9 protein-coding genes are annotated in these 12,614 nt (G+C 61.7%); all 9 read left to right on the top strand.

Annotated elements, in window-relative coordinates; translation table 11 throughout:
* The first annotated feature begins 116 nt into the window (after nt 1-116).
* On the top strand, nt 117-1,172 hold the full coding sequence (locus tag ACESMW_RS10945; RefSeq protein ID WP_372987077.1) for a GlxA family transcriptional regulator: 1,056 nt from the start codon (nt 117-119) through the stop codon (nt 1,170-1,172).
* Nucleotides 1,173-1,428: 256 nt separating this feature from the next.
* The gene (locus ACESMW_RS10940; RefSeq protein ID WP_372987076.1) at nt 1,429-3,522 is read left to right on the top strand and encodes a 3-hydroxybutyrate oligomer hydrolase family protein; all 2,094 of its coding nucleotides are present in this window, start codon (nt 1,429-1,431) and stop codon (nt 3,520-3,522) included.
* A 150-nt stretch (nt 3,523-3,672) separates the two neighbouring features.
* Nucleotides 3,673-5,085, top strand: a complete 1,413-nt coding sequence (locus ACESMW_RS10935; RefSeq protein ID WP_372987075.1) for a sigma-54 interaction domain-containing protein — start codon at nt 3,673-3,675, stop codon at nt 5,083-5,085.
* A 328-nt stretch (nt 5,086-5,413) separates the two neighbouring features.
* Nucleotides 5,414-6,466 (top strand): TRAP transporter substrate-binding protein, encoded by a 1,053-nt coding sequence (locus ACESMW_RS10930; RefSeq protein WP_372987074.1) that lies wholly within the window; start codon nt 5,414-5,416, stop codon nt 6,464-6,466.
* Nucleotides 6,467-6,582: 116 nt separating this feature from the next.
* Entirely contained in the window at nt 6,583-7,221 is a 639-nt protein-coding gene (locus ACESMW_RS10925) for a TRAP transporter small permease subunit (RefSeq protein ID WP_372987073.1), read from the top strand.
* Complete coding sequence (locus ACESMW_RS10920; protein WP_372987072.1) at nt 7,221-8,585, top strand: TRAP transporter large permease subunit; 1,365 nt, start codon at nt 7,221-7,223, stop codon at nt 8,583-8,585. Before ACESMW_RS10925 ends, ACESMW_RS10920 begins: the two co-directional genes overlap by 1 nt.
* Before the next feature lie 13 nt (nt 8,586-8,598).
* Nucleotides 8,599-9,378, top strand: coding sequence for a 3-hydroxybutyrate dehydrogenase (locus ACESMW_RS10915; protein WP_372987071.1), 780 nt, complete (start codon nt 8,599-8,601; stop codon nt 9,376-9,378).
* A 16-nt stretch (nt 9,379-9,394) separates the two neighbouring features.
* Complete coding sequence (locus ACESMW_RS10910) at nt 9,395-11,386, top strand: acetoacetate--CoA ligase (protein WP_372987070.1); 1,992 nt, start codon at nt 9,395-9,397, stop codon at nt 11,384-11,386.
* Nucleotides 11,387-11,844: 458 nt separating this feature from the next.
* Nucleotides 11,845-12,614, top strand: a 770-nt coding sequence (locus tag ACESMW_RS10905) for an NADP-dependent isocitrate dehydrogenase (protein WP_372987069.1), incomplete at its 3' end; no start/stop codon positions are given.

Here is a 12,614-nt window from a genome sequence, read left to right as displayed (position 1 = left end):
CCTGGTGTCCTTCAGCGTAATCGGTCAGATTCTGTCCGAATCCGCCACCGGATCCCCGGACTTGCGTTTTTTGCCCCATGGCGGATGATTTGGACAGGAACGCGGAGGAAATCTCCATGGCGAATGACAGCAAGACCGGCCGGCCGGTGCAGATCGGCATCCTGGCCATGCCCCAGGCGACCGCCTCGCCGATCTATGGCATGCAGGAGCTGCTGGGTTCGGCGGGCAGGGACTGGAGTCTGCTGGTGGAGGGGGAAGCCGGCACGCCCCTGATCCGGGCGGAGATCGTGTCGGTGGAAGGTGAGCCCATGGAATTGGCTAACGGCGCCCTGGTGCGACCAACCCGCCGGCTGGACCGGGATTATTGGCCCGATGCCTTGTGCATTCTGGAGGTGATGTTCGACCCGGCGGAGGAGCCGGATGGACTGTTCGAGCGCGAGGTGGCCTGGATCCGGGACTACTGGGACAGGGGCGGGCTGCTGGCCACCGCCTGCACCGGCGCGGTCCTGCTTGGCGAGGCGGGGCTGCTGGCGGGCCAGGATGCCACCACCCACTGGGGCTTCTGCGAGTTCATGGCCAGCCGTTATCCGGGCGTCCGCATGCATCCCGAACGGGCCATGGTCGCCTCCGGCACCGGACAGCGCCTGATCATGTCCGGCGGCGGCACGTCCTGGATGGATCTGGGCCTGTACCTGATTGCCCGCTTCTGCAGCCAGGCCGAGGCGATCCGCGTCGCCAAGGTGCACCTGATCGAATGGCACGAGGACGGCCAGCAGCCGTTCGTTGCCATCAACCACCAGCGCCAGTCCAGTGACGCGGTGATTGCCGAATGCCAGCGCTGGCTGGCGCATCATTATGACCAGCCCTCACCGGTGGCCGGCATGATCAGCCTCAGTGGCCTGAGTGAGCGCTCTTTCCATCGCCGCTTTCGCCAGGCCACCGGGATGACCCCGATCGAATATGTTCTGACATTGCGGCTGGAGGAAGCCAAACAGATTCTCGAGACCAGTCACTTGTCGGTGGAAGCGGTGGCGGAGATGGTGGGCTATCAGGACGCGGCGTTCTTTTCCCGGAAATTCCAGCAGCGGGTGGGGCTGACACCGGCCCAGTACCGGAGGAAGTTTGCCGGCGTTGGTCGTCTTCAGCAGCAACCTGGATTACCTGCCGGTTGATCCTGTCCGGATCCCCTGACAGTGTCCGGAACCGGGGACAGGTCCCGCCGGCGGCGCGGCTATCGGCCTGACTCCCTGGTTAACCTTTCCGATTGTCCGGAAATCCGGAAGCTGCATCCTTCCCGTGGGTGGTTAATCCCTGAAAACGCCGGAAAATCAATGGCCTGTTGTTTTGGCACAGGATCCGCATGGCTGCGGCAGAGGCGGCGGAACTGCCGGCCTCGGGTTTGCCAACAAAAACAAACAGGGAACGATTATGAAACGATTCATGCTCTGCGCCTTGATCGGCGCTTCGGGGGTTGCCGTAGCCGCGCCACCGTTCAACGAGCGCCCGGATTTCCTCCAGGGACCTGTCCAAAGCACCTGGTACGATGGTGTTACCAACGACCTTCTCAGCGCAGGCCTCGGCGCCTCCGGTCTCCAGAACCCCACGCCGCCCGCCTTCGATGATGCCCTCAATCCGACCCCGGCCGAGTTGCGACGCCTGGCAATCTACAACAACTACCGGGCGCTGGTGGATACCGTCCCCGGGGGCGGTTACGGCAGATTTTTCGGGCCAGCAACAGGAACTGACGGCGAAGGCCTGATCGCGGGCCATGAGTACCTGGCCTACATGACGGTACCGGGCAGTGACACCCCGGTGACGGTGATAGCCCAGGTACCGGACAATTTCGACCCCCGCCAGCCCTGCCTGGTGACGGCACCCTCCTCCGGCTCCCGGGGCATCTACGGGGCCATCGGCACCGCCGGTGAGTGGGGCCTGAAAAAAGGCTGTGCCGTAGTTTACACCGACAAGGGGACGGGTACTGGCGCCCACAACCTGGCCACCAACACGGCGCAACGAATCGACGGCACCCTGACCCCGGCCGATGAGCCGGTCCAGTTCCGGGCGGAGCTTTCCGATCAGGAACGCGCCAAATTCAATGCAGACTGGCCGGACCGTTTTGCCTGGAAGCATGCCCACTCCAGGGCCAACCCCGAGGCGGACTGGGGCCGGCACGTGTTGCAGTCCATCGAGTTCGGTTTCTATGTGCTCAATGAAGGGTATGGCCGGGCATTGGGTAACGGTGAAATCCTGGCCACCATCCGTCCCCGCAACACCCTGGTGATCGCCTCCAGTGTGTCCAATGGCGGCGGCGCCTCGGTGCGGGCGGCGGAGCTGGACGACCGGGGTCTGATCGACGGCATTGCCGTGTCCGAGCCGAATCTCAATCCGGTGGTGGATCGCAGCTTCACCATCCGCCAGGGCGATGGGCCGGTGATCAGTGATCACAGCCGGAGTCTGCTGGATTACACCACGGCGCTGGCGGTCTACCAGGGCTGCGCCAACCAGGCACCCGGAATCCGGGACCAGGCGCCGCTCAACAGTCTGTTCAATCCGCCGGCCGTGGGCGAGAACATCTGTCAGTCCCTGGCCAGCAAGGGCCTGGTGACTGGCGTGACGGTGGAGGAGCAGGCCGCGGATGCCCTGAGGATCCTCAACGAGGAACTCGGTATCCAGCCGGAGCAGAACCTGCTGGCGCCGGTGCACTTCGGTCTTTCCGTGGCCCAGAGCATTGGCATGACCTACGCCAATGCCTATGGCCGCGCTGGTGTCGAGGACCGGCTGTGTGGCATCAGCCTGGCGGCCACCGACGCTTTCGGTGCGGTCACGCCCCTGTCCCCGGCCAGTGAGGCGGCGCTCTTTGCCACCAGTAACGGCATTCCGCCCACCGGTGGCGTGAATCTGGTCAACGATGGTGCCGTGGGTCAGCCGACGCTACTGGCGGCCAGTGTGTCCACGAGCTCTGGGCTGGCGGATCACGGCCTGGATGCGCTCCTGTGCCTGCGTGCGCTTGCCACCGGCGAGGACCCGGTCACCGGCGATCCGCTGACCGGCGAACAGGCGCTCTGGTCCGATCGCATAGCGGAGGGTATCTCGGCTGTCCGCGCTAACGGAGATCTGCAGGGCAAGCCGGCGGTGTTCGTCACGGGCCGGGCCGATGCCATCCTGCCCATCAACCATACGTCCCGTCCCTATGTGGGCCTGAACCGGCGGGTCGAGGGCAAGCACAGCGGGCTGCGTTACTATGAAATCCTCAACGCCCATCACCTGGATGTGCTCAACGGCTTTCCCGGCATTGCCGAGCGCTACGTGCCCCTGCATCACTACTATTTCCAGGCGCTGGACCTGGTCTGGGCACACCTGGCGGACAAGCGGCCGTTGCCGCCGAGCCAGGTGGTCCGCACGGTGCCCCGGGGCAGTCTGACCATGCCATTAAGTGAGGCCAACCTGCCTGTGATCAGTCCCGAGCCTGCACCTCAGGACCGGATCGTCTTTACCGGGAGCCAGCTCCGGATTCCCGAGTAATGCCTCAACACCTTGCCCCGGCCCCGTGCCGGGGCCTCAGCCGTTTGCCCCTTTCCCGGGGTGGTCATATACTCTCGGCGAGGTGTCCGGTTTTCCGGATACCCGGGTGCTGTTGTGATGATCAATCCTGAGAGCGGTGGTGCACATTCCATGACACAGTTGTTTGGCGACCGGAGCCCGCGCGGGTTGACCCGCGAACTGATCGAGGCGCTGTTTCCCATGTTCGAGGAAGCCAGCGCCGGTGCCATCGCCGTAGACCGGGAGGCCCGGATCACCTGGATCAACCAGAGCTACGCCCAGTTGCTGGGATTGGGCGATGTTGCCGATGCCATCGGCAAACCGGTTCGGGTCGTGATCCCTCATACCCGCATGCCGGAAGTGGTGGAGACGGGCAAGCCGCTGCTGCTGGACATCATGGAACACGACAAGCAGCAACTGGTGGTTACCCGTGTGCCCTATTACGATGATGGCGGCGAGCTGGTCGGTGCCGTGGCTTTCGTCCTTTATGACGATTTGCAGCCCCTGACACCGCTGGTCAGCAAGTACCGACGGTTGCATCAGGACCTGGCGGCGGCACGCAAGGCGCTGGCGAAAAAGGCCCGGGGCACCCGCTACAGCTTGGGGGATTTTGTCGGCGCAAGTCCGGCCGCGCTGGAAGTGAAGCGCCGGGCTCGTCTGGCTGCCGGACGGGACATGCCGGTGCTGCTGCTCGGCGAGACCGGCACCGGCAAGGAAGTGCTGGCCCAGGCTATCCACTCGGTCTCCACCCGCACCGACAAGCCCTTCGTGGGCGTGAACGTGGCGGCGATTCCCGATAATCTGCTGGAGGCCGAGTTCTTCGGCGTCGCCCCCGGCGCCTACACCGGTGCAGACCGGCGTACCCGCGACGGCAAGTTCCAGCTGGCCAACGGCGGCACCCTGTTCCTGGACGAGGTGGGCGATATGCCCCTGCCACTGCAGGCCAAACTGCTGCGCGCCCTCCAGGAAGGGGAGATCGAACCGCTGGGGTCGAACAAGGTGGTGCCCGTGGATGTGCGGGTAATTGCCGCCACCAGCCGCAACCTGGAAACGATGATTGCCGAGGGCAGCTTCCGGTCGGATTTGTACTACCGTCTCAACGTTCTGGAAATCCCCATCCCGCCCTTGCGTGACCGTCTGGCCGACCTCGGGGTGCTTTGCGAGGCGCTGCTGGAGGATATCGGTGATGGCCTCGATGTCCGTGGCGAGATCACCGACGCCGGTGTTTCGGCCCTGGCCGGTTACGACTGGCCCGGCAATATCCGGGAATTGCGCAACGTGCTGGAGCGGGCCCTGACCATGGGCGAGGACGGCGGCCTGCTGGATGCCGATGCCATCTTCAAGGTACTCCCGCGCAACGGCAACCGCCCGGTATCGACCCTGACCCCGCGCCCCGTCCGGCCTCTGGGCCAGACCATGGCGGAAGCCGAGGCCCAGGCCATCGAAGAGGCCCTGGTTGCCGCCCGTGGCAACCGGACCCGAGCGGCCAAGCTGCTCGGAATCTCCCGCTCGGTACTCTACGAAAAGCTTGCCAAGATGTCCTGATATCCGGACGAGCGTCCTGATATCCGTACAAATACCTACGACCCTGGTCTGAAGGTGTCCGGATATTCGGACGCATCTCTCCTTCAATGTCCTCCGTTGTTTTTTCTAACTATATGAAATATATGTGGAATTGCGATCTGGCACGCCCCCTGCTATGCCTTGGTTGCAGGACGTCAGAACAACGCAGACAACAAGACTGACGATTATTGTTGGACCCACCGCTTTCCCTGTCCGTCTCGTTTTCTGCGATGTCTGACTACACTCAGATCAGGCCTGCCAGTTTTTTGCTGTCTGGCCCACGAAAACAACAATGCTAGGAGACTTGCCAATGAAACTCTTCAAGGCCCTCACCGGGATCGCCGGTGCGATCGCCCTGACTACGGGTTCCGCCGTTGCCGATGACCTGCGCTGGAAAATGCCCGTAGCCTTCGCTACCAACCTTCCGGGCCTGGGTTCTCCCGCCGCCTGGGTTGCAGAAAACCTCACCACAGCTTCCGATGGCAGCATTCAGGTCCGGGTCTACGAACCGGGCAAGCTGGTTCCGCCGTTCGATATTCTCCAGGCTGTGTCCGATGGCAAAGTATCGGCCGGTTATACCTGGATCGGCTACGACCAGGGCAAAGTGCCTGCGATTCCCCTGTTTGCAGCGGTGCCCTTCGGCATGAAGCCTCCGGCCTACATTGGCTGGTATTACTTCGGTGGCGGTCATGAAATGCTGCAGGAAACCTATGCCAACAAGGGCTTCAACGTTCATGCACAGCTGTGCGGCATCATCGGGCCTGAAACAGCGGGTTGGTACTCCAAACCCATCAAAACACTGGAAGACTACAAAGGCCTGAAGATCCGCTTTGCCGGCCTCGGTGGCAAGGTCCTCGAAAAACTGGGCGCCTCCGTGACCATGATGCCTGGCGGCGAGCTGTACCAGGCACTGGAAAAGGGCACCATTGATGCCACTGAATTCTCCATGCCCGCCATCGACCAGATCCTCGGCTTCAACCAGGTCGTCAAGTACAACCTGTTCCCGGGCTGGCACCAGCAGTTCACGGCCCAGTACATGCTGATCAACAAGGATGAGTGGGCACGAGCCACCGAGGCCCAGAAGGCGCTGGTTGAGGCTTCCTGCACCGCGGCAACCACCCGTGGTCTGGCCGAGGGTGAGTACAAGAACGGCAAGGTTCTGGCCGAGTTCCAGGACAAGGGCGTTCAGGCTGACCAGATCCCCCGCGATGTTTTGCTCAAGTTGCGGGAAGTAACCGAGGAAGTTCTTGAGGAAGAAGCCTCCAAGGATGCCGACTTCAAGCGTGTTTACGAGAGCCAGCAGGAATTCATGGAATCCTACAAGGTGTGGGATACCCGCGCCTATGTTCCGGCGGACCTGTAAGGTTCGGGGCTGACCCTGAGCATCGGAAGCAATTCCGGTGCTCCCTGATCAAGTCTGGATGGCCCTGCGGGGCCATCCTTGTTTCACGGCAGGCTTTCTGAACGAGGAACTGTTGTATGGCAGTGTCTGATAAAGGCTCACCGCCCGATGTGCACGCATCGGCGTCGGACGCCGGTCAATTTATTCATCATCACACCGAGTTCCCGACCACCCGGCTCAGTCAATTCATGGACGGTGTGATTTCTGCGATAGGCAAGAGTGCTTCCTGGCTCTGGTTTGTGGTCACCGGCGTGATCATCTATGCAGTGGTGGGTCGCTATGCCTTTGGCATGGGGTCGGTAACCCTGGAGGAAGTCCAATGGCATCTGGCCGGCGCCGGTTGGTTGTTGGGCTTGGGCTATACCCTGGTAACAGATGATCATGTGAGGGTGGATGTCATCCATGAACGCCTGTCATTGAAAGGCCAGGCCTGGATAGAACTCTTCGGTCTGGTGTTTTTGTTGTTGCCATTTCTGGTGCTGGCGGTCTGGGAAATGATTCCCTATGCCTTCAGTTCCTGGGAACAGGGTGAGACCAGCCAGGCACCCGCTGGCCTTCCCTATCGCTGGATCCTCAAGGGCGTTCTGGCATTGTCATTTGTGCTTCTCATTATCGCTGCCCTGTCCCGTCTGCTGAAAGTTACTGCCCTGCTTTTCGGCTTTCCGAAGCCAATCCGGGTCGAGTCCGATGATAACAAGAAAGAGGATGCGTCCTGATGGAGCTTGAAACCCTTTTCGTAATCGGCATGTTCCTCACGTTCGGGGCGCTGTTGATGACCGGTTATCCGGTTGCGTGGGTATTGGGTGGCACCGCGGTTATCTGGACCGTCGTCGGTGTCGTCGCCGTCGAGAATTTCGGTGCCAATCTCTGGTTTGATTACCAGTCTTCCATGGGTCTTGTCCCCGAACGAATATGGAAAGTGGTAAGTAGCGAGACCCTTGTGGCCCTGCCCATGTTTATTTTCATGGGCATCATGCTTGACCAGTCCGGTGTGGCCGAGCGCCTGATGAACAGCATGGTCAAACTGTTTGGCGCCGTCCGCGGTGGCTACGCAGTAACCGTGATCGTCATCGGCGTACTGCTGGCTGCGACTACCGGTATCATTGGCGCATCCGTCGTGCTCCTGGGCATGCTGTCCCTGCCGGTGATGATGGAGAACAAGTACAACAAGGGGTTTGCCGTGGGTACTGCCTGTGCCACCGGGACCCTGGGTATTCTGATTCCGCCTTCCATCATGCTGGTTCTGATGGCTGACCGCCTGGCGGTTCCCGAAGCGTCAGTAGGCGACCTGTTCATGGGCGCCTTCTTTCCCGGCCTGATGCTGGGTGCCATGTACGTCGCCTACGCCATCATTCGTCCCATGCTGCAACCGAACATTGCGCCGGTACCGGCGGGCACCGAGAAAGTGAGCTGGAGCATCGTCTGGGAAGTGGCGAAAGCCGTTGTACCGACGGCCGCGCTGATCCTGGGTGTGCTGGGCTCCATCTTTGCCGGCATAGCAACGCCAACGGAAGCTTCCGGTGTTGGCGCTCTGGGCGCCTTGCTGTTGGCCCTGATGTCTCGCCGACTGAACCTGAAAGTGCTCAACTCCTCCATGCAGCAGACAACCCGCACGGCTGCGTTCATCTTCGCCATCTTCCTGGGCGCAACTGCGTTCTCTGTGGTCCTTCGGGGGCTGGGTGGCGACCAGGTGATCGAGGATGCCCTGCTGGGCCTGCCCTTCGGTCCCTACGGCGTTGTTCTCACCATCCTGTTTGGTGTCTTCCTGCTGGGCTTCTTCCTGGACTGGGTGGAGATCACCCTGATCATCCTGCCTCTGGTGGCCCCGGTCGTGCAAAGCCTGGGCTTTGACCTGGTCTGGTTCACCATCCTGTTTGCCATGTGCCTGCAGACGTCGTTCCTTACGCCCCCGGTCGGCTTCGCCCTGTTCTACATTAAAGGGGTAGCGCCACCGGAAATAAAGGTGACGGATATCTACCGGGGCGTGGTGCCGTTCATCATCATTCAGCTGGTAGCACTGGCGATCGTCTTCCTGGTACCGGAGATTGCAACCTGGCTGCCTAGCGTGGCTTACGACTAAGGAGAAAACAAAAATGCGTCTGGAAAATCGTATTGCCCTGATCACCGGGGCCGGTCGGGGCATCGGCCGCGCCATCGCCGAGGCCTATGGTCGTGAAGGCGCGAAGGTTGCCGTAGCCGACCTGACACTCGAGTCCGCCCGGGAAACCGTGGCGGCCATCGAGCAGGCGGGTGGCACCGCCATGGCACTGAAAATGGATGTCACCAACGAAGAAGAAGTTGACGTAAACGTAAACTATGTGGTTAAACAGTGGGGTGGTCTGGATATCGCTATTGCGAACGCCGGCATCCAGCACATCGACCCGGTGCACAAGCTTGCTTATTCCGATTGGAGCAAAGTCATGAATGTGCATCTCGATGGCGCATTCCTGGTGACCCGCGCGGCACTCAAGCACATGTATGAAAGCGGCGGTGGCACCATGCTGTATATGGGGTCGGTGCACTCGTTGGAAGCCTCCCCTCTGAAGGCGCCCTATGTGGCGGCCAAGCACGGCATGCTGGGGCTTTGCCGGGCGGTGGCGAAGGAGGGTGCCGAGCACGGGGTGCGCAGCAATATCATCTGCCCCGGGTTCGTACGCACGCCCCTGGTGGACAAACAGATTCCGGAACAGGCCAAAGAGCTGGGTATTTCCGAACAGGAAGTGATCAGCAAAGTCATGTTGAAAAACACTGTGGACGGGGAATTCACCACCCTGGAAGACGTGGCGGAACTGGCCGTTCACCTGGCCGCCTTCCCGTCCGCTGCCCTGACCGGCCAGTCCATCGTGGTCAGTCACGGTTGGCATATGCAGTAACACTCAGGAGAGACGGATGAGTAATACAGAACAATCACCGGTAGTCTGGTCTCCCACGGACGACACCCTGACGCACTCCCGCATGGGCCGGTTAAAGGCCTGGCTGGAGCAGCAGGGCTTCGGTCCGTTTGCCGACTACCATGCCCTGCACCAGTGGTCCATCGCTGAGCTCGACACCTTCTGGCAGAAGGTCTGGGACTACTGCGACCTGGTCTGTGACACCCCCGCGGACAAGGTGCTGGGCAAGCGGGAAATGCCCGGGGCGCAGTGGTTCCCCGGCATGAAGCTGAACTTCGCCGCCAACCTGCTGCGGCTGGCGGACGGCGACCATGCCGACAAAGAGGCGGTGGTGGCCTACTGCGAAACCCGCCCGGTCCTGCGCAAAACCTACGCCGAACTCAAAGCCGACGCCGGCGCCCTGGAGGCCTTCCTGCGCAGCAAGGGGATCGGGCAGGGCGACCGGGTCGCGGGTGTGGTCACCAACGGCTACGAGGCCATGGTGGGCATGCTGGCCGCCACCAGCATGGGCGCGATCTGGAGCTCCGCCTCCCCGGATTTCGGCATCGGTGCCATCAACGACCGCTTCGGGCAGATTGAACCGTCGGCCCTGATCGTGGTGGACGGCTACGGCTACGGCGGCAAGGTATTCGCTCGCCAGGACGACTTCGCCGACTTGATCGCCGGCCTGCCGTCTCTCAAGACCGTGGTCAGCATCCCGCAGCTGCCGGACGAAGCCCCCATTCCCGGCGAGCTGGTCACCACCTGGGACGACGCGCTCACCTTCGGTGAGGGACAGGCTCCCTCCTTTACCCCGATGGACCCGGACCACCCCGTCTACATCCTGTATTCCTCCGGTACCACCGGCAAACCCAAGTGCATCGTCCACGGCACCGCCGGCCTGCTGGTCAACCACGCCAAGGAACTGATGCTGCACGGCGACGTCGGCCCCGAGGACCGCTTCCTGTACTTCACCACCTGCGGCTGGATGATGTGGAACTGGCAGGCCTCCGCCCTGCTGACCGGCGCCGCGGTGATCACCGTCGACGGCTCCCCGGGCTACCCCAGCCTCAGCTTCCTGTGGGACACCGTGGCCGAGGAAAAAGTCACCCACTTCGGTACCAGCGCCCGTTTCATCGCCGGCTGCCGCAAGGCCGAACTCCAGCCCGCGAAAACCCTCGACCAGAGCGCCCTGCGCGTAGTGTTCTCCACCGGCTCCCCCCTGCTGCCGGAAGACTACGACTGGATGTACACCGACGGCGCCCCGAACGTGCTGCTCGGCTCCATCGCCGGTGGTACCGACATCTGCGGCTGCTTCGTCGGCTCCACCCCGCTGCTGCCGGTACGCCGCGGTGAAATCCAGTGCCGCTTCCTCGGCGTCGACGCCGTCGCCTACGGCGATGACGGCAAACCGGTCAGCGAAGGCCGAGGCGAACTCGTCTGCCGCCAGCCCCTGCCGTCCATGCCCGTGTGCTTCTGGGACGACCCGAACGGCGAGCGCTACCGCGACGCCTACTTCAACACCTTCCCCGGCGTCTGGGCCCACGGCGACTTCATCGAATTCACCGAACACGGCGGCGCCATCATCTACGGCCGTTCCGACGCCACCCTCAACCCCGGCGGCGTCCGCATCGGCACCGCCGAAATCTACCGCCAGGTGGAAACCATTCCCGAGGTTAAAGACAGCCTCGTGGTCGGCCGCCAGATCGAAGGCGACGTGGAAGTCGTCCTGCTGGTGGTCCCCGCCGACGGCCAGGACGTCACCGACGACCTGAGAAAACAGCTCAAAACCCGAATCCGCGAAGGCGCCAGCCCCCGGCATGTGCCCAAACACATCGTCCAGGTGCCGGACATTCCCTACACCCGTAGCGGCAAGAAGGTAGAGCTGGCGGTGGCCCGGCTGATCAATGGCTCGAAAAAAGCCGACAACCGGGATGCCCTGGGTAATCCGGAAGCCTTGGACCAGATCCGGGAGCGGCTCCAGCAGGCCAATTTGTTGCCGGAAGGTTAGAGAACCTGGATGGCCTGGCATGGCGTATTGTTGACAAAACCGTGTTGAAATACGTCGTGTCGGACCTTGGTTCGGGGGCTTAACTGGGTGGTCTGAAGAGCGGTGGTGTGGCCGCCTCCCAAAACTGTGCGGAGCCATGGATGGCGGAGCCCAAGCGCCCCATGGACGGGCTTGAGCGGGTTTTGGGAGGCGGCCACACCACCGCGATACTCCCAAACCAGAAAAATCATAATGTTAGAAAATTTCGTAAATTCCCGCCATTTCATCGTCCTGTAACCGAAGATCCGGCATTTTTAGTCCGTTCTAATACTAAGATCGTAACCAAAAATTACGAAAAAATGGTATCTTAGTAGGTCTATCAAAAGTTCCGAAATCAGTCATGGCACAGGCCGGACGTCCAAAAGACGCCTGACCCTGCAATGACCGTCCTGAACCCACCCATTAGCCTGAGGACGAAAATGACATCATCCAAAGCCAAGATTGTCTACACACTGACCGACGAGGCCCCCGCCCTCGCCACCCGGTCACTGCTTCCCATCCTGGAAACCTTCGCCAAGCCGGCTGGTATCGACTTCGAAACCAGTGATATCTCTCTCGCGGCGCGTATCCTGGCAGCGTTTCCCGACTACCTCGAGGAAGACCAGCGGGTTCCGGATGCCCTGGCTGAATTGGGTGAGTACACCAAGGATCCGGACGCCAACATCATCAAGTTGCCGAACATCTCCGCGTCCATCCCCCAGCTGCGCGCAGCCATCAAGGAGCTGAACGAGCAGGGCTACAAGGTGCCCGAGTACAAGGAGCATCCGGAGACCGACGAAGAGAAGGAAATCCACGCCCGTTACTCCAAGGTCCTGGGCAGTGCCGTCAACCCGGTACTGCGCGAAGGTAACTCCGACCGCCGTGCCCCGGCCGCGGTCAAGGCCTTCGCCCGCAAACACCCGCACACCATGGGTGAGTGGAGCCCGGCCTCCCGTACCCACGTGGCGCACATGCGTGGTGGCGATTTCTACTCCAGCGAGCAGTCTGTGACCCTGGACAAGGCCACCAACGCCCGCATCGTGTTCGAGAACAAAAAGGGCGAGCAGACCGTCCTGAAATCCGACCTGCCGCTGCAGGAAGGCGAAGTGCTCGACGGCATGTTCATGAGCAAGAAAGCGCTGGTGAAGTTCTTCGAGGATGCCATCGAAGACTGTGAGAAGACCGGTGTCATGTTCTCCCTGCACGTGAA

Origin of the sequence: Marinobacter sp., from assembly GCF_041690455.1 — a bacterium.
GTDB lineage: Bacteria > Pseudomonadota > Gammaproteobacteria > Pseudomonadales > Oleiphilaceae > Marinobacter.
Note: the sequence above shows the minus strand (reverse complement) of the source record. Positions and strands in the feature narration are given on the sequence as shown.